The sequence below is a fragment of the Salinivibrio sp. SS3 genome (genome assembly GCF_001722105.1).
GTDB classification, from domain to species: Bacteria; Pseudomonadota; Gammaproteobacteria; order Enterobacterales; family Vibrionaceae; genus Salinivibrio; species Salinivibrio kushneri.
This window is the reverse complement of the sequence record NZ_MEBQ01000045.1, coordinates 163,830-190,491: the sequence shown is the minus strand read 5'-3', so window position 1 is coordinate 190,491 and position 26,662 is coordinate 163,830. Positions and strand designations below refer to the sequence as shown.

Annotated in this window: 19 protein-coding genes, 1 other RNA gene and 1 other annotated feature; of the genes, 10 read left to right on the top strand and 10 right to left on the bottom strand. The window is 50.6% G+C overall.

Annotated elements, in window-relative coordinates:
* Positions 1-2: 2 nt before the first annotated feature.
* From ssrS to serA, 4 genes are all read left to right on the top strand, one after another.
* Positions 3-185, top strand: a non-coding RNA gene (ssrS, locus tag BGL48_RS15170) — 6S RNA.
* A gap of 33 nt (positions 186-218) precedes the next feature.
* Entirely contained in the window at positions 219-818 is a 600-nt protein-coding gene (locus BGL48_RS15165) for a 5-formyltetrahydrofolate cyclo-ligase (protein ID WP_069363436.1), read from the top strand.
* 56 nt (positions 819-874) lie between these two features.
* Positions 875-1,534, top strand: coding sequence for a ribose-5-phosphate isomerase RpiA (gene rpiA, locus BGL48_RS15160; protein WP_069363435.1), 660 nt, complete (start codon positions 875-877; stop codon positions 1,532-1,534).
* Positions 1,535-1,888: 354 nt separating this feature from the next.
* A complete protein-coding gene (gene serA / locus BGL48_RS15150) occupies positions 1,889-3,121 on the top strand; it encodes a phosphoglycerate dehydrogenase (protein WP_069363433.1) in 1,233 nt (410 codons plus the stop codon).
* Positions 3,122-3,190: 69 nt separating this feature from the next.
* Here the strand turns inward: serA and yaaA are convergent, their stop codons facing one another.
* Positions 3,191-3,964: a peroxide stress protein YaaA gene (gene yaaA, locus BGL48_RS15145; protein WP_069363432.1), complete on the bottom strand. Its 774-nt coding sequence runs from the start codon at positions 3,962-3,964 to the stop codon at positions 3,191-3,193.
* 93 nt (positions 3,965-4,057) lie between these two features.
* Entirely contained in the window at positions 4,058-5,482 is a 1,425-nt protein-coding gene (locus BGL48_RS15140; protein WP_069363431.1) for an alanine/glycine:cation symporter family protein, read from the bottom strand.
* Between the two features lie 242 nt (positions 5,483-5,724).
* On the opposite strand from BGL48_RS15140, the gene BGL48_RS15135 reads away from it, so the two are divergent.
* A complete protein-coding gene (locus BGL48_RS15135; protein WP_046074061.1) occupies positions 5,725-5,904 on the top strand; it encodes a DUF3545 family protein in 180 nt (59 codons plus the stop codon).
* A gap of 71 nt (positions 5,905-5,975) precedes the next feature.
* Here BGL48_RS15135 and ung read toward each other — a convergent pair whose 3' ends face one another.
* Complete coding sequence (gene ung, locus BGL48_RS15130; RefSeq protein WP_069363430.1) at positions 5,976-6,659, bottom strand: uracil-DNA glycosylase; 684 nt, start codon at positions 6,657-6,659, stop codon at positions 5,976-5,978.
* Positions 6,660-7,245: 586 nt separating this feature from the next.
* On the opposite strand from ung, the gene grcA reads away from it, so the two are divergent.
* On the top strand, positions 7,246-7,623 hold the full coding sequence (gene grcA / locus BGL48_RS15125; RefSeq protein WP_046074059.1) for an autonomous glycyl radical cofactor GrcA: 378 nt from the start codon (positions 7,246-7,248) through the stop codon (positions 7,621-7,623).
* A 95-nt stretch (positions 7,624-7,718) separates the two neighbouring features.
* On the opposite strand, the gene thrC is transcribed toward grcA, so the two are convergent.
* The 3 genes from thrC to thrA all read right to left on the bottom strand — a co-directional run bounded on the left by thrC (position 7,719) and on the right by thrA (position 12,444).
* A complete protein-coding gene (gene thrC, locus BGL48_RS15120) occupies positions 7,719-9,002 on the bottom strand; it encodes a threonine synthase (protein ID WP_069363429.1) in 1,284 nt (427 codons plus the stop codon).
* Positions 8,999-9,958 (bottom strand): homoserine kinase, encoded by a 960-nt coding sequence (gene thrB, locus BGL48_RS15115; protein ID WP_069363428.1) that lies wholly within the window; start codon positions 9,956-9,958, stop codon positions 8,999-9,001. The genes thrC and thrB overlap by 4 nt, the downstream gene beginning before the upstream one ends.
* Before the next feature lie 2 nt (positions 9,959-9,960).
* On the bottom strand, positions 9,961-12,444 hold the full coding sequence (thrA, locus tag BGL48_RS15110) for a bifunctional aspartate kinase/homoserine dehydrogenase I (RefSeq protein ID WP_255377424.1): 2,484 nt from the start codon (positions 12,442-12,444) through the stop codon (positions 9,961-9,963).
* Positions 12,444-12,560 (bottom strand) — a sequence feature (Thr leader region). It overlaps the preceding gene by 1 nt.
* Before the next feature lie 165 nt (positions 12,561-12,725).
* On the opposite strand from thrA, the gene aceK reads away from it, so the two are divergent.
* Together aceK and BGL48_RS15100 are read left to right on the top strand one after the other, a co-directional pair.
* The gene (gene aceK, locus BGL48_RS15105) at positions 12,726-14,465 is read left to right on the top strand and encodes a bifunctional isocitrate dehydrogenase kinase/phosphatase (RefSeq protein ID WP_069363426.1); all 1,740 of its coding nucleotides are present in this window, start codon (positions 12,726-12,728) and stop codon (positions 14,463-14,465) included.
* Between the two features lie 247 nt (positions 14,466-14,712).
* The gene (locus tag BGL48_RS15100) at positions 14,713-15,186 is read left to right on the top strand and encodes a hypothetical protein (protein ID WP_083238621.1); all 474 of its coding nucleotides are present in this window, start codon (positions 14,713-14,715) and stop codon (positions 15,184-15,186) included.
* A 13-nt stretch (positions 15,187-15,199) separates the two neighbouring features.
* Here BGL48_RS15100 and BGL48_RS15095 read toward each other — a convergent pair whose 3' ends face one another.
* Complete coding sequence (locus BGL48_RS15095) at positions 15,200-15,682, bottom strand: putative 4-hydroxy-4-methyl-2-oxoglutarate aldolase (protein ID WP_069363425.1); 483 nt, start codon at positions 15,680-15,682, stop codon at positions 15,200-15,202.
* A 34-nt stretch (positions 15,683-15,716) separates the two neighbouring features.
* Positions 15,717-16,139 carry a DUF3293 domain-containing protein gene (locus tag BGL48_RS15090; RefSeq protein ID WP_069363424.1) on the bottom strand — a complete coding sequence of 141 codons (423 nt, stop codon included), beginning with the start codon at positions 16,137-16,139 and terminating at the stop codon, positions 15,717-15,719.
* 434 nt (positions 16,140-16,573) lie between these two features.
* Here BGL48_RS15090 and arcA point away from each other — a divergent pair, with 434 nt between their 5' ends.
* Positions 16,574-17,293 (top strand): two-component system response regulator ArcA, encoded by a 720-nt coding sequence (gene arcA, locus BGL48_RS15085; RefSeq protein WP_069363423.1) that lies wholly within the window; start codon positions 16,574-16,576, stop codon positions 17,291-17,293.
* Between the two features lie 118 nt (positions 17,294-17,411).
* Here arcA and arcB read toward each other — a convergent pair whose 3' ends face one another.
* Both arcB and BGL48_RS15075 read right to left on the bottom strand, forming a co-directional pair.
* Positions 17,412-19,766, bottom strand: coding sequence for an aerobic respiration two-component sensor histidine kinase ArcB (gene arcB / locus BGL48_RS15080; RefSeq protein ID WP_069363422.1), 2,355 nt, complete (start codon positions 19,764-19,766; stop codon positions 17,412-17,414).
* 9 nt (positions 19,767-19,775) lie between these two features.
* Positions 19,776-21,569, bottom strand: a complete 1,794-nt coding sequence (locus tag BGL48_RS15075) for a GGDEF domain-containing protein (RefSeq protein WP_069363421.1) — start codon at positions 21,567-21,569, stop codon at positions 19,776-19,778.
* A 614-nt stretch (positions 21,570-22,183) separates the two neighbouring features.
* Here BGL48_RS15075 and gltB point away from each other — a divergent pair.
* Positions 22,184-26,650: a glutamate synthase large subunit gene (gene gltB / locus BGL48_RS15070; protein ID WP_069363420.1), complete on the top strand. Its 4,467-nt coding sequence runs from the start codon at positions 22,184-22,186 to the stop codon at positions 26,648-26,650.
* The last annotated feature ends 12 nt before the right edge of the window (positions 26,651-26,662 follow it).

Sequence of the window (26,662 nt, the reverse complement as noted above, 5' to 3'; positions counted from 1 at the left end):
CCAATTCCCTGGGGTGTTTGTCAGCGGATCTACGTCCCTGAGCCGATAAGCAAAACTAAGGGTGCGTTGTTATAAGCTACTGAGCAAGCTCGGCATGCACCGAGAAGCCTACGGTTTATACTACCCACCCGCCTTGAACCAGCGGGTTCAAGGGCCATCGATCCCAACGGCACCCCGGGGTCCTCTTCACCACCCTTTGGCTAGCATCAAGGACAGTTATGCAGCCTAGACAACACATACGACACGCCATCCGTGACGCACGTCGTCAGCTCTCTGTTGAGCAACAAACGTTCGCCGCAGAGGCGGTGACCAAACGATTTATCGCGCTGGCTGATGTTGAACAAGCTACAAACGTTGCCCTGTACCTCTCTTTCGATGGCGAGTTAGATACAACACCTGTCATTGAGGCGTGCTGGAGGGCGAACAAAAATGTCTACTTGCCCGTCATTCATCCCTTTAGCCGTGGTCACTTACTGTTTCTCCACTACACCCCGACCACCCCAATGCAGATTAATGGTTATGGGATTGCTGAGCCCCAGCTCAATATTCGCACCTTGATACCGAGTAGAAAACTCGACGTGATTGCCACACCTTTGGTGGCGTTTGACGCTAAAGGACAGCGCCTTGGCATGGGAGGGGGCTACTACGACCGTACACTCGGCTTATGCGCACCGGATGCGGTCGCGGTTGGACTCGCGCACGATTGCCAGCAATGGCCCGCGTTACCGACCGAGCAATGGGATGTGCCTTTACCCCATATTTTGACCCCCAGCCAACATTGGCAATGGCCAACGCGTATTTCGCGACCTAAACCCTGACGCCATCTATTGGCTTCGCTATAATCACGCCCAATCCCCTAGATTCAGGAGTTAGCATGACCCAAGACGAAAAGAAAAAAGCCACGGGCGAAGCCGCGGTGGAATATGTCAAACCCGGCAGCATCATTGGTGTGGGAACGGGGTCGACCGTGGACTACTTTATTGATGCCCTCGAGCCAATTAAAGAGCAAATCAAAGGCGCGGTGTCTAGCTCAGAAGCCTCGACCGAGCGACTAAAAGCCTTGGGCATTGAGGTACTCGACGCCAATGAAGTGGCGAGTTTAGATATCTATGTTGATGGTGCAGATGAGATCAATGCGCGCAATCATATGATTAAAGGCGGTGGTGCTGCCTTGACGCGTGAGAAAATCGTCGCGGCAATCGCAGACAAGTTTGTTTGTATTATCGACGACACCAAACATGTGGATGTGTTGGGTGAGTTTCCACTTCCCGTTGAAGTGATCCCTATGGCACGCTCTTATGTCGCGCGTGAATTGCTCAAACTAGGGGGCGACCCGTGTTACCGTCAAGGTGTGATCACGGACAATGGCAACGTGATCCTCGACGTACACAATATGAAAATCCAAGATCCCAGAGGGTTAGAGGACGCCATCAATGCGATTCCTGGTGTGGTGACGGTTGGCCTGTTTGCCAATCGCGGCGCAGACATCGTGTTAACCGGTACCGACACTGGCGTGAAAAAAGTGGCAAACTGAGTGCATAACACAGCAAATCAAATGCTTACGCCCCACGGGGAATAACAAAAAAAGCCAAACGTTTGCGCTCAATGTAATCAATAAGTTAAAAGCACCTTTTTCAAGGTGCTTTTTTTATGGTCTAGAACGGATAATTCTTACCCCTTATGGGAATTTTTGTTATCTTGGTCACTGTTCTGATACCGGCACATCGCCTGCCCTGCGGTCTTTTGACGTAAAAGATCACGCTAATGACCAGGTCAATCAACCGCCACTCCTCTTCGCCACCCACGCGAGGGAATAAGGTACGATGCGCCCCGGCACTCAGGCGCAACATTGCTACCATTATTGTTTCTAAGGAAGAGAACAGCCCGCATGTCACACTATTCACTGGACAAGAATAAAATCAAAATCCTATTACTCGAAGGCGTCCATCCTACTGCTGTTGAAGCGTTCAAGCAGGCCGGATATACCAACATCGAGTACCACAAAGGTTCACTCACTGGTGAGGATCTCGAACAAGCTATCCAAGATGCACACTTTGTGGGGCTACGCTCTCGCACCCAATTAACGGAAGCTGTCTTTGCAAAAGCGAAGAAGCTGGTCGCGGTTGGCTGCTTTTGTATCGGCACCAACCAAGTCGATCTTGATGCTGCGGCTAAGCGCGGGATCCCCGTTTTTAACGCGCCTTTCTCCAACACCCGCAGTGTCGCAGAGCTGGTTTTAGGTGAGATCCTGCTGCTCCTACGCGGGATCCCCGAAAAGAATGCTAAAGCGCATCGCGGCGAGTGGCAAAAGTCTGCTGACCGCTCTTTTGAAGCGCGCGGTAAGGTACTGGGCATTATTGGCTATGGCCATATCGGTACCCAGCTGAGCATCTTGGCGGAAAACTTAGGGATGCGCGTGTATTACTATGATGTCGACAACAAACTCTCGTTAGGCAACGCGATTCAAGTTAACTCGCTCACAGAGCTGCTTAATCGCAGTGATATTGTCTCGCTCCATGTCCCCGAGACGCCAAGTACGCAGAATATGATTGATGCCGAGGCCTTTGCCCGCATGAAACCAGGGGCAATCTTTATAAATGCCTCACGCGGCACCGTGGTTGATATCGATGCCCTATGCGGGGCGCTAGAAAGCAAGCATTTGGCCGGTGCGGCGATCGATGTTTTCCCGGTTGAGCCAAAAACCAACAAAGACGCATTCAGCTCTCCGCTACAAGCGTTTGATAATGCGCTACTCACACCGCATATCGGTGGCTCAACGCAGGAAGCACAGGAAAATATAGGCTTGGAAGTCGCCAGTAAGTTGGTTAAGTATTCTGACAATGGCTCGACTCTGTCATGCGTCAACTTCCCTGAAGTATCACTGCCAGAGCATCAAGGCCGCTCGCGCTTGCTGCATATACACGCCAACCGTCCCGGGGTGCTGACCAAAATTAACACAACGTTCGCGGACGAAAACGTTAATATCGCGGCACAGTACTTACAAACATCGTCGCAAATTGGTTATGTGGTGATTGATGTCGAAGACAGTGACCATGCCTACAAAGCACTGAAAAAGCTAAAAGCGATCGAAGGCACCATACGCGCGCGGATCCTGCACTGATTCGTGCCAGAAACGAAAAAAGCCCCGACAGGGGCTTTTTGGATGCTTGCTTGTTATCCCTGGCAACACTTATTGCTCGTCGCGCAGAAATACCAACTCGTTGCCTTTTGAGTCCGCTTCACTGAAATAATAGCCTGCCACATTAAACGCTTTAATGTCTGCCACTGAACTCGCGCGCTGATCAATCAAATAACGCGCCATCATGCCACGTGCTTTTTTGGCATAGAAGCTGATCACCTTGTATTGACCGTTTTTATAATCTTTAAACACCGGGGTGATGATGTCGCCGTTAAGCACTTTCTTGTTAACCGCTTTAAAGTATTCATTAGAGGCAAGGTTCACCAATAGCTCACTGCCTTGCGCCGCCAAATCATCATTCAGTGCCTCTGTGATGATATCTCCCCAGAACTGATAGAGGTTATCACCGCGTGGCGTCGACAACTTGGTGCCCATCTCTAAGCGGTAGGGCTGCATCAAGTCGAGCGGCCGCAACAGGCCATACAAGCCGGATAACATACGAAAATGATCTTGAGCCCAATCGAAGTCTTGCTCGGACATTGAATTGGCATCTAGCCCTGTGTACACATCCCCTTTAAAGGCAAGCGCAGCGGGTCGTGCATTATTTGGGGTAAAAGAGGGAGACCATTCAGAAAAACGCACAGCATTAAGACTGGCGATTTTATCACTGACTTTCATCAGCGAGGCAATGTCTGCCGGCGTCAGCTGGCGGCAAACCTCAATCAACGCCTCTGAGTGTTCAGTCAGCTGAGGTTGGGTATAACGGTCTGTCGGCAATGGCGTTTCATAATCCAAGGTTTTTGCAGGAGAAACCACTATCAGCATGTTGCTCGCCCTTTTGTTAAATATCTTTGCTAAGCCTATCATTCCCGTATAAAAAAACCACCGCCCGCCACCGCACATCGCACTGACCGATGGCTAACGTTTGGGGAGTGGCCATGCCTTATCATCAAGCTGACTGTGCAGCTCAGGAAAACGACGACTGTCAAACACAGGCAGTCGCCCCAACGAACGTTGAGTGTGATAATCCTTTGCCAAACGCTTGACGATGCCCGATAACAAAAAAATCGCAATCATGTTTACCAGTGCCATCATCCCCATAGACGCATCCGCGAGGGTCCATACCAGCGGCAGTTCCGCCAGCGCCCCAAACATGACCATGCCTAAGACTAAGGCACGGAAGTACGGCAACGCCGGACGGCAACGCTGATTGATAAACAACAGGTTCGTTTCTGCATACGAATAATTGGCAATAATAGAGGTAAAGGCGAAGAAGAAAATCGCGACGGCCACAAACTGCTCCCCCCAGTCACCCACTTGTGCGCTTAACGCCCGCTGAGTCAACTCGACTCCCGTGATTTCGCCGCCGGGAATGTACTCACCTGATAGCAGAATAATCGCTACGGTAGCGGTGCAGATCACCAAGGTATCGACAAACACGCCGAGCATTTGCACATAGCCTTGCGAAACAGGATGAGGCGGATAAGGCGTCGCCGAAGCGGCGGCATTGGGCGCTGACCCCATGCCAGCTTCATTCGAAAACAAGCCGCGCTTGATGCCTTGAATCATGCCCTGTGCCAAGGTGTAACCCAATGCCCCCGATGCCGCTTCGTGAAGGCCAAATGCGCTCTTTACCACCAGCATGAATACCGCAGGTACCTGCTCAAGATGGGTGACGACCACATACACGGATAACGACAAATACAGGAGTGCCATCACGGGCACAATCACTTCGGCCGTGCGCGCGATTTGGCGTAGCCCGCCATATATGATCAATCCGCTGACCAGCACCAATCCCGCACCAACATAGGCCGGCGGCCATGAAAATGCCACCTGTGCCGCTTGTGAGATAGAGTTAGCTTGCACCGAATTAAACACCAAGCCAAATGCCAGGATCAGCAATATCGAGAAAAGCACGCCCATCCAACGCATGCCTAACCCATATTCCATGTAATAGGCTGGACCACCGCGAAAATAGCCGTCGGGATCCCGCACTTTATACACTTGTGCCAGCGTGCTCTCGGCAAACGCTGTGGCCATGCCGAGGAATGCCATTAGCCACATCCAAAAAATCGCCCCCGGGCCACCCAATGACAGGGCAACCGCCACCCCAGCCATATTGCCCGTCCCAACACGCGCGGCAAGCCCGGTACACAAGGCTTGGAAAGACGAAATACTGCTCCCCTCACGACGTCGACTATGACGCATAATCGAAAACATATGAGAAAAGTGACGAAACTGAATCCCCCCTAATTTTAAGGTAAAAAAGATCCCGCCACCGATGAGCACATAAATGAGCACCGAGCCCCAAATCAAATCATTAATAAAAGTGAGTAGGCTCAATGGACTGTCCCTCGTCGTGATTCAGTAAGGATAATAGCGATGCGGCGCAATCTTCGCGTGAACCACCGCCTAGGTCAATTCAAACCCATCACGGCTGGGGCAACAGTCACTGATTTTAAAAATCAGTGATTGCAGTCTCATAAAAACTTCATCTGACTGCCACAAATGAGAAATACTTCAATTTTACGTTAGGGGGAGCTGTGGTATTTAGAAACTGACCGCAAGGTGAAAAAGAGGTGACTATGGAAAACATTGCCTTTAACGATCTATTCGAGCAAGACAAGCCACAACGCAACGGACGCGCAAAACCAGTCAAACGTAAATGGAGAGAAATTGAAGCGCTGAAAGACAAACAGCGGCTAAAAAAAGAATTGGAAGAAATCGATATTTTTGGCGATTTCTCTCAACTGGACCTCGATTAACTCACCCTCAATATAGGATTGTTAAAAGGTGCTCATCGAGCACCTTTTTTATCCCCCATCAGCGACTTCGCCTACTCCGTCTCGAGATAAGGCTGCCAATCAATGGGCATTTTTCCCTGCGCTTGCAACAGCGCATTGGTTTGTGAAAAGTGCTGACAACCAAAAAAGCCACGATGCGCTGACAGTGGCGACGGATGAGGCGCGGTGAGTACATGATGGCGCTGACGATCAATCGCTTTGCCTTTTTTCTGGGCGTGCGCGCCCCATAATAAGAACACCACGCCTTGGCATTGTTGGTTTACCGCCTCAATGACACGATCCGTGAAGGTTTCCCATCCCAGTTTGGCGTGGGAGTGTGCCTTCCCTTGCTCCACGGTGAGCACGGTATTAAGCAACAACACACCTTGCTCTGCCCAGCTTTTTAAATACCCGTGAGAAGGTGGCGTAAAGCCTTCAATATCGGTGGCAAGCTCTTTGTAGATATTGACCAATGACGGTGGTGTTTTCACGCCTGGACGCACAGAAAAACACAGCCCGTGAGCTTGGTTCGGCCCGTGATACGGGTCTTGGCCCAGAATCACCACCTTGACGTCGCCCAGCTCAGTATAGCGAAAGGCGTTAAACACATCTTCTTTCGGTGGAAAAACCGTCACGCCATTGGCACGTGTTTGTTCAACATAGGCGAGGGTTTCGCGAAAGTAAGCTTGTTGTTTCTCATCAGCCAGCACTTGCTGCCACGTTTGCGCCTGAGTCATGGTTGCTCCTTTTGATCACATTGGCGCTATTCTAACGAGGCAGCTTGGCAAAATCAGTGTGTAGAACGATCTTTTGTTCGTTCGGTATGAGCGTGGTAATGACGCTGACAGCGGCCTTGTACCGCACGGTTGGGGGCCGGTAAGCTCGCACGAGTCATGGTTGGCTTCATCATGGTGCTTTCCTCATCATTATGGATTCATCGTAGACAATGAAATTTTAATGCCAACTTTACAAACGCAATAAAATCATACCATTAGCCAACACCCCGAACAGTATGAGCCGCAAAATGAGCACAAGTGGTGCAAATTTGCCTCTTTTTTGCGCACACACGACGCTTTCTTTTGTAATTTTATTACTACAATTTTCATTAAAGTATTGCGCAAGTGCTAGTCGGGAGGAAGGGCGCGTGCTACAGTAACCGCATTAGATAAATAAAGATTGATATAAGATAAATATCATAACGTTAAGAACACAATAAACTTGATTTAGGTCAATAAAACCCCACTCTAAAAAGGGTATATATAGACACTCAAAATGATGAAATCTTACATCATAAAAAGTCACTATCATAAAAGGGGATAGGCCATGATCACGGGTATTCAAGTAACCTCAGCAGCCAATGATGAACTCGTTAATTCTATTTGGTTGATCGATAAAGACACCGATCAAGCACGCTGTGTCTGTGCCAAACAAGGCTTTGAAGCGGATCAGGAAGTTGCCCTATCTTCTTTGGGTGAATTCGATTACCGCGAAGTGAATATCGAAACACAAGCGGTCAACGAAGGCGGTCAGCACCTTAATGTCAACGTACTCAAGCGTGAGACACTGGAAGACGCGGCTAAGCACCCAGAGAAGTACCCACAGCTAACGATTCGTGTCTCTGGCTATGCGGTACGCTTTAACTCACTGACGCCTGAGCAGCAGCGTGACGTAATCACCCGCACCTTTACCAGCTCCCTATAAGAAGCGGTTCAAGGCAAACCAGAGTGTGTGTCAAATAAAACAGCCCGCAATCGCGGGCTGTTGTTGTATTAATAATCGCGATAACTGGCTAAACCTTAACCATTCACTTCAAGCAGGTAGTCTCGTAGCGTTTGGAAATCAGGCTCTTGCTCGCGTGAAAGCAACGTCATTTGCGCATGCTTCGCCAGCGGCCCAGGTAGAGGAATATCTTTACCGAGGATCGCGTCAACCGATTCTTTAAATTTGGCCGGGTGGGCGGTGCACAAGAAGATCCCCTCTTCCCCTTCTTCAAGCTGCTCCGCCAGCAGCCGGTATGCAATCGCACCATGAGGCTCACACAAGTAACCGGCCTGAGAGAGCGACTTTAAGCTCTCAGCCGTTTCTTCATCATCAGCACGCCCTGAGGCAAGTTCACTCAGCCTCCACTGCTCACGGCGGAAAAGCTCTTCGATACGTGGCCAGTTGTTGGGCTGACTCACATCCATCGCGTTGGACAAGGTGGCGACCGTTTGCTGCGGTGCCCACTCGCCTGAATCGAGATACCGTGGCACCGTATCATTGGCATTGGTACCCGCAATAAAGCGCTTAATCGGCAGTCCCATCGCTTTAGCAAGCAACCCTGCGGTAAGGTTACCAAAGTTACCACTGGGCACCGATATCACCACCTGATCGCGTTTATGCGCAGGGAGCTGCGCCACCGCCTCGAAGTAGTAACAAATCTGGGCCATTAAGCGGCTAATGTTGATGGAATTCGCTGAATTAAGGCCAATGGCCTGACGCAGCTCGCTATCATCAAAGGCTTGCTTGACCATGCTTTGGCAATCATCAAAAGTGCCATTGATCGCGACCGTATGAATATTGCCGCCAAGTGTACAAAAGAGTTTTTCCTGCAGCGGGCTGATTTTGCCTTTCGGGTACAAGATGACCACGTCGATATTATCAATACCGTAGAAGGCGTGGGCAACCGCCGCCCCGGTATCCCCAGATGTCGCCGTGAGGATGGTGATCTTTTTACCATCCGATACCGCTGCCAGCGACTGCGCCATAAAACGGCCACCAAAGTCTTTAAAGGCCAATGTCGGACCATGGAAAAGCTCTAGCGCATGAATATGGTCATCCACTTGTTCAAGTGGCGCAGCAAAGCTAAACGCATTGCTAACCAGTTCACTCACTTGGCTTATTGGCAGTTCATCGCCAATTAATGCGGATAAAATCTTGCTACTGCGCGCCACCAAAGGCATGGCCAGTAATGCCTCGATATCGTCAAAGTAGGGCAAGCTTTCAGGAAAAAATAACCCTTGCCCGCGACCGAGCCCTTGCTGGACAGCTTGCGAGAATGACACAGTTTCACTGTGATCTTTGATGTTGTATAGCTTCATGCCTGACTTCCTATTTCTTTTGCGCCCTGTCCATCAATGCGACATACATGAACAAAGCCATCATTATTTTGTACATAGTGCTCTCGCAACCACTGCGCTAACCGCTCTGCCACCTGTCGATCATCACAAATGCTAAACAGCGTCGGTCCTGACCCCGAGATCCCTGTGGCTAATGCACCACAACTGGCGGCATAGTCGCGAGCGTCCGCAAATCCCGGTAACAGTTTTTGCCGATACGGCTCGGCAATCACGTCGCAAATTAAACTCGCCGCCAATTTAGGCTGTTGTGTGTGGCACGCGTGAATAAAGCCGCCGATATAGCGACCATGAGCGATCACATCTTGCCGACGGTACTGGGCGGGCAAGATGGTACGTGCTTCTGCCGTCGACACCTTGATGCCCGGATAGGCCATCACCCAATACCAGTTTTCAAAGTGCGGCACCGCTTGACTGATCACCCCTTGGCTTTCCAGCATGAGCTGAACGCCACCCAAATAACACGGCGCGACATTGTCATAATGTAAGCTACCGGAAATGGACGCTTCCATCTCTCCCATCAGCGCTAACATGCGGCTCTTATCGAGCGCATGGTCATGAAAGCGATTTAACGCATCGAGCGCGGCGACAATCGAGCATGCACTGGAGCCAAGTCCTGATCCAATCGGCATATTCTTTTCAAGCACCATCGCCACCGGCTTCACCGCCAAGTCACGGGTTTTAAGTACCTCGGCATAAGCCAGGTACGCTTGATAAACGATATTATCCTGCTCGTTCGCAGGTAGCTTATCGATAAATCGGCCTTGGCAGCGCAATGAAAACGCCTGGTTTCCACCGTCTGCCACTTCTACCACATCACCCAATAAACTGCCGTCGATAGGGCTCACCGCTGCCCCCAAGACATCAAACCCGACACTCACGTTACCAATCGATGCGGGTGCATAAACACGGACTGCCATGACTAGACTCCTAACTTCCAACCTAGGGTGCGCATTAAGTCCGCAAACACCCCAGCCGCGGTCACGGCGGTTCCCGCGCCATAGCCTCGCAGCACCAAAGGAATCGGCTGATAATAACGGCTATAGAAGGCCAACGCGTTCTCACCCTCTTTGATTTTATTCATAGGATCATCATCGGATACGGCTTGGATTTTGACAAAGCAACGTCCGTCTTCAATACCACCAATATACCGCAAGACTTTGCCTTCTTTGGCGGCTTCCTCTGACCATTGTTTAAAATAGTCATCGGCTTGCGGCAAACGTGCCATGAAACTTTCGACATCGCCAGATTGATCAAAGCCAGGCGGAAGCGCAGGTTCAACCTCAACATCGTCAAGCTCAAGTTCCATGCCGGCTTCACGTGCCAGAATCAAGAGCTTACGTGCTACGTCCATGCCCGACAGATCGTCACGCGGATCCGGCTCGGTAAAACCGTTTTCACGTGCGACCTGGGTCGCCTCGCTAAAGCTGGCGCCATCATCTAACTTGCCGAAAATGTGGGAAAGCGATCCTGATAAAATCCCAGAAAAGCGTGACAGCTCATCCCCGGCCGCAATCAAGTTTTGTAGATTTTCAATCACCGGTAAACCTGCACCCACCGTGGTCTCATACATAAATTTGCGGTGAGTCGCGCGGGCCGCCTGACGCAACTGGTGATAGTAAGCCATGCTACTGGTATTGGCTTTCTTGTTGGGAGTGATCACGTGAAAGCCTGCACGCAAGAAATCAGCATATTGCTCGGCGACCTGCTGATCGGCGGTGCAATCGATCAACACAGGGTTAATGATGTGATTGCGCTGAACCAGCTGGATCATCCCCGCGAGGCTAAACGTCGATAGGTGGTTGGGAAGTTCATCGCGCCAGCTATTCAAATCAATGCCTTGGCTATTCAGCCACATCCCTTTGCTGTTCGCTAAACCACAGACCCGCATCACAATGCCTTGTTGCTGGAGCTTGGCTTGCTGACGACGGATTTGCTCAATCAGCTCACCGCCCACGCCACCGACACCGACGATAAATACATCCAAGTGATGTTGGCTATTAAATAAGTTTTCATGACAGGCTTTAACCGCTTCAGAGACCCGCTCTGAAGGAACAACCGCAGAGATAGCACGCTCCGATGAACCTTGAGCAATCGCAACGATATTGACGTTTACCTCCGCCAACGAGGTGAAAAAGCGAGAGGCAACACCTTTCGAAGTGCGCATACCATCGCCTACCAAGGAGACAATCGACAAGTTATCCATAAACTCGACAGGCTCGAGCAGACCATCTTTCAGTTCAAGCTCAAAATGGTTACTCAGCACCTTATCGGCTTTTTCTTTGTCCCGGCTTTGAATACAAAAACTGATGCTGTATTCAGAAGAAGATTGGGTAATCAACACAATTGACACCCCCGCCGATGACATCGCACCAAACACGCGTGATGCCATCCCTACCATACCTTTCATACCCGGGCCTGATAGGTTGACCATACTCAGATCGCTTAACGTAGTGATCCCTTTAATGGCCAGCTTATCCTCACCACTGTCTTCGCCAATTAAGGTGCCTTCGGCTTGCGGGTTGGCGGTATTTTTGATTAAACAAGGGATGTGGAAGCGTGCGATGGGCGCAATGGTTTTGGGATGCAATACTTTGGCGCCAAAATAAGACAGCTCCATCGCTTCTTGATAGCTCAATGATTTAAGCAAGCGCGCATCCGGTACGAGGCGAGGATCACAGTTGTAAACACCGTCGACATCCGTCCAAATCTCGCAACACTCGGCACGTACACACGCCGCGAGTACCGCCGCCGAGTAATCAGAGCCATTGCGTCCAAGGGTCACCAGCTCGCCATTTTCGTTTCCCGCCATAAACCCTGGCATCAGGCCAATGTGCTTAGCTGGAACGGGTGATTGTTTGAAACGTTGCGATGAGGCTTCGATGTCTACTTCAGCACTTAGATGGCTCCCGGAAGCGGCAAAGTATGCCACTGGGTCGATATCAAATACCGCATAGCCACGCGCTTCGAGCAACGCATGCATTGCGGCGACTGATAAACGCTCGCCTTTGCTGACCACGCGCGCATAAGTGCTATCGGGACAAAGGCCCAACAAACTCATGCCATGCACATATTGACGAAGTTGGCCGAGACTACGCGTTAATTTATCGAAAAGTGGCTGGGTATCAAGGTTGGGCTGCCGCTCAGCAAGACCATGGAACAAATCGGCGAAAAGCTGCTCGAGCTCTTTAAGCGGCAACTCCGCTTCACCATGTTTGACCGTATTATCGACCACAGAAACGAGAATGTTTGTGACTTTCGCGGGGGCGGATAACACGGCAGATACATCGCTCTGCCCTTGGTTACTGACAATGATATCGGCAGCGCGGCTGAAGCGCTCAGCATCGGCAAGCGACGTGCCACCAAATTTTAAAACTCGCATCCGTTTGGAACCTCTCTCTACGATAAAAAAAAGCCCGTACCTGAGAAGGTACGGGCTTTTTTGGAAATTCTGTGCGTATCAGCCCGCACCAACACACGTTGTGCCAGTAATAATAATGGTGGTTGTGGTGGTCTGGGTGCTGATCGTTAGTTGCATGTGTGTTGCGTTTATCATTTGTTTTGTTTGATTCTCTCTAGGTGTATCGAATCATGTTGCTTAGGTCAACAAAAAAGTGATCCTGATTGCTTTTTCAACAAAACTCTGCGAGCTTGAACAAGGGAGCAACCAGATCGCAAGGAGCGCGAATGACCCAAGAAGCGATGGCTCAGTTAGTCGCCAATACCATTCTACAAGGCTCGGATGCTATGTATGGCCGGTTTCTCGATGTCACCTCCGGTGCGCAAGAGCGCTTTGAGCAACAAGACTGGAAAAGTGTTCAACAAGCGCTTAAAACGCGTATCCAGTTCTATGACCATCATGTTGCCCTTGTCAGTCAGCAGCTAGGTGCCATGCTGGGAAAAGAACATGCCACACGCTCCTTTCTAATGGCAGTCAAAGCCGCTTACGTCACCTTGCTTGATGACTACCCGAGATACGATATCGCCGAGAGCTTTTTTAACTCGGTTTATTGCCGGATCTTTGAACACCGCAACATCCGCCGCGATAAGCTATTCGTGCAAAGCTCCCAAGGGGGACGGATCCCTAAATACCCCACTCCCTTGTTAAGGCGCTTTCAATCGCAAGCAGGCATTTACGCCACTTTAGAGCGGATGCTCGATAGCACGCCGTTTACCCTACCTTGGCGGGATAAAAGTGGCGATCTCAAGCGTATCACCCAAATACTGCAAGCACGGTTTGGTCCGCAGCTTACCATGAGCTTTACCCTCGAGATGGTGCGTCAGCCTTTTTTCCGCAACAAAGGCGCTTACCTTATCGGTCGACTCGATATGGCTAACCAACGTCGACCTTTAGTGCTGCCGCTGGCGATTTCCGAGCAAGGGGAGCTGTACATCGACGCGTGTCTTACCGACAGTGATGATGTCAGCATCGTGTTTGGTTTTGCCCGCTCGTATTTCATGGTGTATGCCCCTGTCCCGGCGGCATTGGTAGACTTTCTTAACCAGTTGATGCCCAATAAAACACCCGCCGAGCTTTACACGGCGATCGGCTGCCAAAAACACGGTAAAACCGAGCTATATCGCGAATTTCTTTACCACCTAGATAACTCAGATGATTTATTTGATATTGCGCCTGGGGTTAAAGGGATGGTGATGTCAGTGTTTACCCTGCCTTCCTATGGGTTCGTGTTTAAAATCATCAAAGACAAATTCGCGCCACAAAAACAAATGACCCACGCCCAAGTCAGGGAAAAATACCGCTTGGTAAAAGAGCACGACCGAGTAGGACGCATGGCCGACACCCAAGAGTATAGCAACTTCATTTTTCCACGAGACCGTTTTAGCGATGCCTTGATTGACGAACTCCTCGAGGTGGCCCCCTCCTGCGTCAACGTCACCGACAACGAAGTGCGCATTCGTCACCTCTACATGGAACGACGGATGATCCCGTTAAATATTTATCTCGAGCAAGCCGAGCCGGACGCCATCACCCAAGCCGTACAAGAATATGGTGACGCGCTTAAAGAACTGGCCGCCGCTAATATCTTTGCTGGCGATATGCTGTTTAAAAACTTTGGCGTCAGTCGTCACAACCGAGTTATTTTCTATGATTATGATGAAATTTCTTACCTCACCGAGGTGAACTTTCGCCGTATTCCGCCGCCTCGCTACCCAGAAGATGAGCTGGCTGCAGAGCCTTGGTACAGTGTGGGCGACAATGACGTGTTCCCGGAAGAATTTCGCACGTTCTTACTGGTTAATCGCACCGTCGCCGACGAGTTTGACCGACTTCATCCAGAGCTGTTCGAAGCCGGTTATTGGCAGCAACTGCAAAGCCAGGTAAAGGCCGGGCATTTTCATGATGTTCGCCCCTACAGCGAAGAAAACCGATTAGGACATACGACGCTCTCAGCAAAAATGGCCTAATCGTTGCTTAGTCATCGTGTATTAACGGCACACGGGAGAGTTACCGTCTTTGTGCGCCAATACAATGGCGAATCGTCAATACATTGACATCTTGGTCTATCGACCCTCTTCGTGAGGCGTGAGGCGTGAGGCGTGAGGCGTGAGGCAAAATTCGGCAGCAGTCTCTATTTTTTGTCTACACTGATCGCAGCGAATCAGCATCTTCGTAAACTGCGCTACGCCTAAAAAGAACAATGAGGCACAAGATTTGAGTATAAAACAATTAGGACTGTTGACCCTCGTCTTGCAAGCTGTGGCAGCACCTGCGTGGGGCCATCCGTTCACTTGGCAAACGCTGCCGACAGGGATGTCTGATCACTTCTTTATTCAGTCTATCCCATCGGCGACACAAGGCTTTGACAGTTGGACCATTCAATCAGGTTATCGTTACCCACTCAGCAATGTGTCTGTTTATATGGGCACGCAACTGAAAAGCGAAAACGATCAACACACCACGCAACAGGGGTTATTAAGTGGGATTGAATACCGTTTTACCGACAAGCTGCGCCTTTCGAGCCAAATTAGCCGTGATAATGACGATACGCTGATCAACCAGTGGGGCGTAAGCAGTCGCTACCAGTTGAGTGAATCGATTGATGTCAATGCCGGGCTCGATGTCGAGTTTCGTCCCGAAAACTCCCCCGAATCGATTTACCAACTCGGGGTTGGATTGCACTTTTAGCTCGCGGCTCAGATTAGCCGGTCAGTGGCTCTGCACACACCACCACGCCATTAGCATCGGCGTATAGGTAATGCCCTGCCATCACTGATACCCCTTCAAGTGCCAACGCCACATCGACCTCACCTTGATCCCGTTTTTGTGTTTTAATTGGGCAGACACCCAAGGCTTTAATGCCAATCGGCAAGGTCGCTAACGTCGCCGCATCGCGAACCGGCCCAGCAATCACCACCCCTGCCCAGCCATTATCTACCGCACTTTGCGCGATAAGATCGCCCAGCAAAGCTCTATCCATCGCACCAGAGCCATCCACCACCAGCACTTGCCCTTCACCGCGGGTTGCCAGCATCGCTTTCACTTTGGAATTATCGTGATGGCAACGTACCGTGCGCACCCGCCCTTCAAAACAGCGCTTGCCACCATAGTCTTGCCACTGCACAGGTAGCCATTGCACCGCTTCTGGGTGGTTATCACATAAGTCCGGCAATTTATCGTCCATGATTCCTTTCTCCTTTTTTCGTCGTGAGGAAAATTTAGCGAGTGGGGGCCGTCAACAAGGATGAAAAACGCACGTTCAGTGATTGCGGTGTAAACGTATCCATCAAAACAGGCAACAACCACAAGCTATCATTCTCTACCCAATAGATAGCATTTTGCTGCCATTGTTGCGCCAATAACATCGCTTCGTGCTTATCTAAAGCAACCGCAAAACCCGGTTCATACCAACTCCCATCTGGCGCACCGCCATTCATTGGCCAATAGCGTATCCCTTGTTGCACCATGGCACTTTCCAGCTGATCATTACGCGATTGATTCTCTTTCTCAGATAAAGGTTGGCTACGCGGGTTAAATGCGGTAAGAATAGCAAATGCGTCGGCATCTGGCGCTTGAGGGGCGTGAAACGCGATCGATTGGTAAGTTTTCCACAATTCTTGCTGGTTATCAGGATCACACATTATTTACACCTGCTTGTGACTCATACTATGCTTAATGACTAATTATGCGCGAATATTCATAAAGTTAAGTTAAAACGCGTCGCTAACTGACACTTAACATGCTTTTGATTGGGGTCAATAAAGGATGAAAAAAATCATCAACCCTTATCCTAATATATTGTTAGCGTGCTGTTAAATGAATACAATTGGCGATAATTAATGGATATCAGAGTGATTGGCTTGGTGGTCAACGAACGCCGCCACGCCCCGTCTTAAGCTGGAACTCACGGTGCGTTGTCTAGCATCGACGAACACTTCTCTATGGATGGCGTACCATATGTTAGTTGCGAGGTTCGCGGTAGACACTCCTCGCATTTTTGTAAATTTTTTTCACAGGCTAGGCGGTCTAGACTGTGAAGAGCAACCGGATTCTATTTAGATATTAGGTATCGCCAATGCAAACCCCGCAAATTCTGATTGTAGAAGATGAACAGGTCACACGTAACACGCTGAAAAGTATCTTTGAAGCGGAAGGTTACAATGTGTTTGAAGCCAGCGATGGCGACGAAATGCATCAAGTCCTGTCTAACCACCATGTTCACCTAGTGATCATGGATATTAACTTGCCAGGCAAAAACGGCTTGCTGCTCGCACGTGAGCTGCGTGAACAAGGCGACATGGCGTTGATGTTCCTCACTGGACGTGACAATGAAGTTGATAAGATCCTCGGACTCGAAATCGGTGCTGATGATTACATTACCAAGCCGTTCAATCCACGCGAACTCACCATCCGTGCGCGTAACCTGCTCACGCGTGCCATGAGCAGTGTCAACGACAGCGACGAAAAGCGTAATGTCGACGTGTATGTCTTTAACGGCTGGACGCTCGACATCAATAGTCGCTCGCTCATTAACCCGGAAGGGGAAACCTTTAAGCTGCCTCGCTCTGAGTTCCGTGCCCTGCTTCACTTCTGTGAAAACCCAGGCAAAATTCAGACGCGTGCCGAGCTGCTGAAGAAAATGACGGGCCGTGAACTAAAACCGCACGATCGTACCGTGGATGTCACGATCCGCCGGATCCGCAAACATTTCGAATCGCACAATGACACACCTGAAATTATTGCGACCATCCATGGTGAAGGTTATCGCTTCTGCGGTGAAATTGAAGAGCAATAACTTGCCTGTTTGAAAACGTGCGGTGAACGCTCCGCAGGATGCAAATAGAGAGCGAAAAGGCGCCTACCCAGCGCCTTTTCTCTTTTTAGACGGGTGAGTGTACCCACCTCAATCCCGGTTACTCTTGCTCATCTAACCAGGCTTTAAGCACATCCAGATCGTGCTGATAACCATCTTTGATTTCATCAATCCAATCAGCAATGTTTTCCCACCAAGCAGGTAATTCGGGGGATTGTGCTTTCTGCGCCACTTTTTGAATATGCTTGAGTCCCACTGATCCCGCGGCACCTTTTATCTTATGCGCCTCAGAAACAATGCCCTCTTGATCTCTTGCCGTCATATTCGAGTCGAGAATGGCGATGTACTCTGGCATGGTTGACTCAAACATTTCAATGCTTTGCTTCACAGGGTCTACCCCTACTAACGCCACGTAACCGGTAAGCATGTCCATATCGAGCAGTCGCTCTGCTTGTTCATTCGCAATAGGACGACTGGGCACAGGATCACTCGCTGTCTCGACATCCGTCATCGTGGTGGATGATAGCGCATGCTGTTCAATCACCTGATTAAGTGCACTCACACTAATGGGTTTACTGATCGCATCGTCCATTCCGTTGGCGAGATAGCTATTTTTATCATTGATAACATTGGCAGTCAGTGCAACTAAAGGAGGCAATTGTACGTACTGCTCACGCCAAGTGGCCGCGATATCAAACCCAGTCATATCGGGCAATTGAATATCGAGCAACGCCAGATCGAACGCGTCAGGCGAGAACACATCTAACGCCGATTGCCCATCACGGGCGACGGTCACCTGATGCCCCAGACTTTCCAGTAAACTGGTGGCAACGGTAACATTGAGTTCAATATCTTCTACCAATAAGATGCGTAGCGTATTCTCCACAGGTGCCAATGCCGGGGTCTCGGCTTCCCCAGGATCGCTCAGTGGTACACGGAGTGTGACCGTAAAGGTACTCCCCTCGCCTTCTTCACTGTCGAGGGTAATATCTCCCCCCATCAAACGTGCTAATTTGCGCGAGACCGCCAAGCCAATCCCTGTACCAACGGCATGCAGGTTTTCTCCCGCCTGTTTGACTTGGTAATACATGGCAAAAATCTTGTCTTGTTCATCCGCGGGGATCCCGATGCCACTGTCTTCGACTTCGAAACATAAGTCGGCATGATCCCCTGTCACGTCAGCGCTGACTGTCACGATCACACAGCCTTGCTTGGTAAATTTGACCGCGTTACCGACGAGGTTCCATAGGATTTGTCGCAGCCGCGTGGTATCAACCGCCACATAGTCAGGCAACTCAGTGACCCGTTCAAGCTCAAAGCGTAAGCCCTTTTGCTCGGCCATTAACTCGGAAATATTGTCGATTTCGGTGACAAATTCATTGAAGTCCACGCTGGTGGGATGCAGAGACAGGCGCTTGCGATCGGATTTATCTAAATCAATGATATCGTTAAAAATATTGCCCAGCGTGATCGCACTGACATAAATCGTCCGCAGATAATTACGTTGCTTATCATCCAGGTTTGACTCCAGCAGCATGCGACTTAGACCAACAATCCCGTTAAGCGGGGTGCGTAATTCATGACTAATGGTGGAAATAAACGCGGTTTTTTCTCGGCTCGCTTTTTCCAGTGCATCTTGGTAACGCTTACGCTCGGTAATTTCTCGCCCAAACCCAAGCAGCCCAAGGTGCCGGCCATCTCGGGCAAAGAAAGGCACTTTGCGTAATTCAAAATAGGCTTTACGCCCGTCTTGATATTCAAGCCATTGCTCATAGGTTATCGACACATTGGCGTCAAACACTTGCTGGTCGGTTTCGACCACTTTTTCAGCAATATCTTCGCGATAAACGTCCCAAGGTGTCAGCCCTTTGAGTGTTTTCTCGTCATAACCGGTTAGCTCTTCCATCGCTCGGTTACAGCCCGAGAACTGGCCATCAGCATTGCGGTAATAAATCAAATCCGGAGACGCATCGATAAAAGAGCGTAGTAACGCGGTTTGCTCTGCTAGCTCAAGCTGTGCTTTTTCACGCTGATAGACTTCGTTTTCTAGATCTTTAATCGCCTGCTGGCGCGCACTTTCTGCTTTCTCTCGCTCTTCAATTTCCGAGTTGAGTTGCTCAATATTTTCGGTCAGTTGGCGGTTGAGGCGCATATCACGCGCGCGCATCTCTTCCAACTTGGAGACCAGTTTTGATAACCGCTGACGAGACTCTTCCAGCTGATCGACCACCACCGACAAAAAGTAGACTGCCCACGGCGTGATCACCAGGCCAAAGAAAACCGAGCGGATGATATCAATATTTTGAACCGTGCCCTCAAGGACTAAGGTGATCCCCACTTGCACCACCACCGCCAGCGCCACAAGCGCTAAAGCCAGTAGCATGCTAAAACGTACAATCCCTAATTTGACCAGTAAGTCGACGTAATATTGGGCAAGGACTTTAAGTTGTTTCATATAGGCTTATTAACCGCCAGGTTCGAAGTGAATAGATTCAGCCACCGAGGCTCGTTGCGTGGTTGATGGGCGTGAATGAGACGCACCTTGCCGCACACTCACACGATTGCGGCCATGTCGTTTGGCTTGATATAACGCGCGATCAGCAAATTGTACCAAGTCACCATAATCTTGTTCCGGCGCTGGGATCATACAGGCCGCCCCCAGGCTCATCGTTAATTGCTGGGTTGATGCCGCATCCAAGTGCTCGATGTTCGCCGCCAATATCGCTTGCCTCGCCCTTTCGGCCACATCCATCGCGCCATTTAGCCCTGTTTGTGGTAAGACAATCGCAAATTCTTCCCCCCCATAGCGGGCAACCATATCCATCGGGCGATGAACGGACGATTTGAGCGCCTTAGCCACTTGCTGTAAGGCCCAGTCACCTTGCTGGTGGCCATAGTGATCGTTGTAAAGCTTAAAATGATCAATATCGCAGAGAATAAACGCAAGCGGTGTCTGCTCTCTGGCGTGTGAGCGCCAGAGTGTGCTTAATTGCTCGTCAAGACTGCGTCGGTTAGCCACTTGCGTGAGACTATCAACAAAGCTGAGAGCTTGCAGTGCCATGATGGCATCGGCTAACTGTTGTTGTGTCTCTTTCCGCTCGGTAATGTCTCGTGCCATCAGCAGCACAGCCGGAGCCAAGGTCACTGGATCTTGAATGCGTGATTTGGTCACCTCATACCAAGTTTGCTCGCCCGAATCGGTTAAAATGACATCTTCATAGGTAATGGTTCCACCCGTTTCCAGCACCTGCTTATCGCGCGCTTTGTGCTGATCAAATATCTCCGGATCCACCACATGTTGCGCGGGAGCATTCTCGAGTGCGTCAATGGTGGTGCCAAGCGCATCCGCATACGCTTGATTGCAAGCAAGGTGGTAATAGTCTTGATCAAAAATGCCGATAGGGTCGACACTGGCTTGGAAAATCGCACTGAGCAAGTTACTTCGCTGCTCCAGCACTTGCTCAACCGAGTGACGTCGTTGTGCTTCTTTTTGTAACCGCTCCTGCATCTGGTGCCAATTGGTCACATCATGGCTGATACTCAATGTGCCTATCACTTCCTGCTTGTCATTTTTTAGCGTCGTAATATTGGTTTCCAACAAGCAGCTTTCATCGTGAGGTTGTGTCGCCCAGGTACGCACGGTTCGCGGCTCAGAGAGCGGTTCACCGGCTTGCCAAAGCACAGCCTCCTGCTCACGTCCTTGCCAGAAACGATCAAAGGCGGCGTTCGTGCCTACCACATTGCCCTCCACATCCTGAAAACAGACAAGCTCCGCCAAGGAATTAATCACGCTTAAAAGCACACCTTGTTCTTGTTGCTGCAGGTGCCATTGCGTGTTGGGTTCAGAGGCAGAAAGTGAAATAAGCCAGGCACGCTTACCACAACAGCGGATCGGCAAGCCAGATAAGGTCACCTCAACCCGCACCCGATTTTCGCCCGGGGCGCTTACCTTGGCTTCAACATTAGAAAACGGCTGAGGCCAGCGCTGCGCCACAATAAAGGCGCGCACCGCTCGCTGCTGCTTTTCATTGGCGGTTTTAAAGCGGTTATGGCTGCCTACCAGTGAAAAAGACGCCACACAAGAAGCGTTGGCGTACAAGATATCACCATCATCGGCCGCGACAATCGCATGCGGCGTGTCTAACCCAGCCATGTACACCCGCCAATCGGATAACGCCAATGTCGATCGACGCGCGCGCCACCCGTAACCGAGCAACATGCCTAACACTAGAACCAAGCTAAAACTAAAAAACCCCATGCCACTCCTGTCTGCCTAATGACTGTCCTTGATCGTATTGACGCAACGCCTCACCGGCGACGTATTCTGCCACAATTTTGATAGAACGCGTGATTGTCCTGTTCACAGCTTTGTGAATATCATTTGTTATTTTATTACATCAATCGACAGTGCTTTTTGCTATGAAAGAGAAGGCATATAACGCACCCTTCTTTATTTCTGCTCAAAGCTAGAATATCTACTCGAATTCACCTTTTATTTAATAATTATTTAACAAAATAGCATAATTGCGAATAGATATTATTTGGCAGAGTTTCGATAAAAAACACAATAATATCATCTGCTTATAATCAAGATATACGTTGATTGCTATGCATAAAGAATGCATATAAAAATTTGACCTTTGCAAGGTTTGCCGTTAATTTGGAAGGTCGCTGAATAGCGCTTTGCCCGTGCACTCTCTGTCAATCCATCGATAAAACAGTGAGTTAGGGAGTAAATGACCGACTTTTCTCGTTAAAAAATCACAACATAACGAGCGCAGAGTCACAAAGCGAAGCTGTTCAGAGTGGTCAGGAGGATCACGACAATAAATGCAATCACTGCGCGTAACGCAGTAGCAAGGGAGAATTGCAATGTCGCTGTACAACCCAATGTTGGAAAAAGATAACTGTGGTTTTGGCCTTATCGCCCATCAAGAGGGGGAGCCCAGCCACAAGCTGGTTCGTACTGCCATCGCTGCACTTGACCGCATGACCCACCGAGGTGGCATCAACTCTGACGGCAAGACAGGCGATGGTTGTGGGCTGCTGCTGCAAAAGCCCGACCGCTTTTTCCGCCTTATTGCTGAGCAAAACCAATGGAAGCTGAGCCGCCTGTATGCGGTCGGCATGATTTTTCTCAGTGCCGATCCGGCAAAAGCCCAACAAGCCAAACAACGCTTCGAGCAAGAAATCAACGCTGAAACACTATCAGTGGTGGGATGGCGGACCGTACCGACCAACCCAGATGTACTCGGAGACATCGCCAAACAGTCTCAGCCTGTCATTGAACAAGTGTTTGTTAATGGTCCAGCAGGCTGGCGCGCACGCGATTTAGAGCGACGCCTGTATATTGCGCGCCGCCGTGCAGAAAAAGCCCTGGCAGACGATGCAGACTTTTATGTCACCAGCCTATCCACACAAACCATTGTTTACAAAGGGTTGTGTATGCCAGCGGATCTACCACGCTTTTACACCGATCTCGCGGATCTGCGCTTAGAGTCATCAATTTGTTTGTTCCACCAGCGTTTTAGTACCAATACCCAGCCACGCTGGCCGCTCGCCCAACCCTTTAGATACCTTGCCCACAACGGCGAGATCAACACCATTGAGGGGAACCGTCAGTGGGCGCGTACCCGTGCATACAAGTTTAACTCCCCTCTGTTGCCTGACTTACATCAAGCCGCCCCGTTTGTGAATGAATCAGGCTCTGATTCCTCAAGCCTCGACAACATGATGGAAGTTTTTCTCGCCGGCGGGATGGACTTATTCCGGGCGATGCGCTTACTGGTGCCGCCCGCATGGCAAAATCATCCAGACATGGATGATGAGCTGCGTGCGTTTTACGACTTTAACTCCATGCATATGGAGCCTTGGGACGGGCCAGCCGGTATTGTCATGTCAGACGGCCGCTATGCCGCCTGTAACCTTGATCGCAATGGCCTGCGTCCAGCGCGCTATGTGGTCACCAAAGATAAGTTTATTACTCTCGCCTCCGAGATTGGGATCTGGGATTACGCGCCTGACGAGGTGTCAGAAAAAGGCCGCGTCGGGCCCGGTGAGCTTTTAGTGATCGACACCCGCGAAGGGAAGATTTGGCACTCGGGTGAAATCGATGATGAGCTAAAAAGCCGTCATCCGTATCGCGAGTGGTTAGATCAACATGTCCGTCGTCTTACCCCATTCGAAAACTTGGATCCTGATACCAGTGAAGGCAGCCGAAACCTTAAAGATGCCCAGCTTAAGACCTATCAAAAGCTGTTTGGGATGTCGAATGAGGAAGTGGACCAGGTCGTCAAAGTGCTGGGCGATATTGGCCAAGAAGCCACTGGCTCCATGGGGGATGATACGCCCATGGCCGTGTTGTCGTCGCGTCCACGCTGTGTCAGCGATTACTTCCGGCAAAAATTTGCCCAGGTGACTAACCCACCGATTGATCCTTTACGTGAAAACCACGTGATGTCTCTGGCCACCTGTATTGGCCGTGAAATGAATGTGTTCTGCGAAACCGATGGCCACGCTGAGCGGGTCGCGTTTAAGTCTCCGGTGCTTTTGTTCTCGGATCTGGTGCAACTGCTCGAGCTAGACGATACCTATTATCGCAACACCATTTTAGATATTAATTACGATCCGAGTGAGAAAGATCTTCACCAAGCCATCCTCGATTTATGCGATCAGGCCGAGCGCTGTGTCCGTGATGGGACGGTTTTGGTGGTGCTTTCTGACCGCAGCATCAATAAAGAGACACTTCCGATCCCTGCCGCCATGGCCGTCGGTGCGGTGCAAAAGCGCTTGGTTAACCAAAACCTGCGCTGTGATGCCAATATCATTATCGAAACCGGCAGCGCCCGTGACCCGCATCAGTTTGCGGTGTTGCTCGGGTTTGGTGCCACGGCGGTTTATCCTTACTTAGCCTATGAAACACTGGCGAATTTGGTCGATATTGGTGCCGTCGATAAGCCTTATCGCGATGTGATGGTCAACTTCCGTAATGGTATCAATAAAGGCCTTTACAAGATCATGTCAAAAATGGGGATTTCAACCATTGCCTCTTACCGTTGCTCACAGCTGTTTGAGGCGGTTGGCTTGCACCAAGATGTGATTGAGCTTTGCTTTAAAGGCGTGGCTAGCCGCATTCAAGGGGCCAACTTTGATGATTTCCAACAAGATTTGATCAACCTATCTCGCCGAGCGTGGATCAAGCGCAAACCGCTTGAGCACGGTGGTTTACTCAAGTATGTCCACGATGGCGAATACCACGCATACAATCCCGATGTGGTCACCAACTTGCAAAGCGCGGTGCGTTCTGGCGAGACCATGGACTACAAGACCTACGCCAACACCGTGAACCAGCGCCCTGTGGCGACCTTGCGCGATTTAATGCAACTGAAAAAAGCGGCCTCACCGCTCGCGCTCGAGCGCGTAGAGCCAGCCACGGAGCTGTTCAAACGGTTTGACTCGGCGGCGATGTCTATCGGTGCCTTAAGCCCGGAAGCGCACGAAGCGCTGGCCATTGCCATGAACCGTCTTGGTGGCCACTCTAACTCGGGCGAAGGGGGGGAAGATCCACGTCGTTTCAATAGCGAGCGCAATTCACGCATCAAACAGATTGCATCGGGGCGCTTTGGCGTCACCCCGCACTATCTGACCAATGCGGATGTGCTGCAAATCAAGGTCGCGCAAGGTGCCAAACCGGGTGAAGGCGGACAACTGCCTGGCCATAAGGTGACAGCAGAAATTGCTAAACTGCGTTTCTCCGTCCCCGGCGTGACCTTGATTTCGCCGCCGCCGCATCATGATATTTACTCGATTGAGGATTTGGCCCAGCTGATCTTCGATTTAAAACAAGTGAACCCACAAGCACTCGTGTCGGTCAAGCTAGTCTCAGAGCCCGGTGTTGGCACCATTGCCACTGGGGTCGCCAAAGCATATGCCGACCTGATTACTATCTCAGGGTATGACGGTGGAACAGGCGCAAGCCCGCTCACCTCGGTGAAATATGCCGGCAGCCCATGGGAGTTGGGTCTCGCTGAAACCCAGCAAGCACTGGTTGAAAACGGCTTACGCCATAAGATCCGTTTACAAGTCGATGGGGGGCTAAAAACCGGTTTAGACATCGTCAAAGCGGCTATCTTAGGCGCAGAAAGCTTTGGCTTTGGGACTGCCCCTATGGTGGCACTTGGCTGTAAATATCTTCGTATTTGCCACCTCAATAACTGTGCCACCGGGGTCGCGACCCAGGATGAAACCTTGCGTAGTGAGCACTTCAAAGGCCTTCCCGAGCAAGTGATGAACTTCTTCAAAGGCCTAGGGGAAGAAGTGCGCGAGCTACTGGCCGAACTGGGCGTGGAAAAGCTCACCGACCTGATTGGCCGTACCGACCTCCTGGAAGCCGTCGATGGCTTTACCGCCAAGCAACTGAAGCTTGATTTGAGCCATATTCTCGATGCGCCGACGCCATGGCCCGGTAAGACCTTGTATTGCAGTGAACCGAATACCCCATTTGATAAAGCCGAGCTGAACCAAGCGCTACTTGGTGAACTGGGTGAAGCCATTGCCGCTAACCACAGTGCCAGCATCTACAAATCGGTTCGTAATACCGACCGTTCAGTCGGTGCCAGCTTGTCTGGCGCAATTGCCAAACGTTACGGCAATACCGGGATGGCTGCCAACCCACTGGATGTGCAGCTGCAAGGGACCGCCGGCCAGTCTCTCGGAGTATGGAATGCCGCGGGGGTGAACATCACCCTTATCGGGGATGCCAACGACTACGTCGGAAAAGGTATGAGCGGCGGACAAATAGTGATCCGCCCGCCTGTCGGCTCAGCATTTGCCAGCCACGAGTCCACCATCATGGGTAACACCTGCTTATACGGTGCGACGGGGGGTAAATTGTTTGCAGCGGGTAAAGCCGGTGAGCGCTTTGCGGTGCGTAACTCTGGCGTCCATGCCATCGTGGAAGGCGCGGGCGACAATGCGTGTGAATACATGACGGGGGGTGTAGTGGCCATTCTCGGTCGCACTGGGGTCAACTTTGGCGCCGGGATGACCGGTGGTTTTGCCTATGTACTGGATGAGCAGGGCGACTTCCATGCCCATATCAATCCTGAATTGGTCGAGGCACTGTCACTTGAGACACTCACTATCCATCAAGAGCATTTACGTGGATTGATTGCGCAACATCTTGAGCTGACCGGCTCGGATCGTGCACAACAGCTGCTGGATGCGTTCGATCATTGGGTTCACCGCTTCTACTTGGTAAAACCCAAGGCGGCAGATGTGAACACGCTGTTAGGCCATCAAAGTCGCAGCGCGACCGAGTTGCGCGTTCAGGCGCAGTAAAAGGAGGGACCC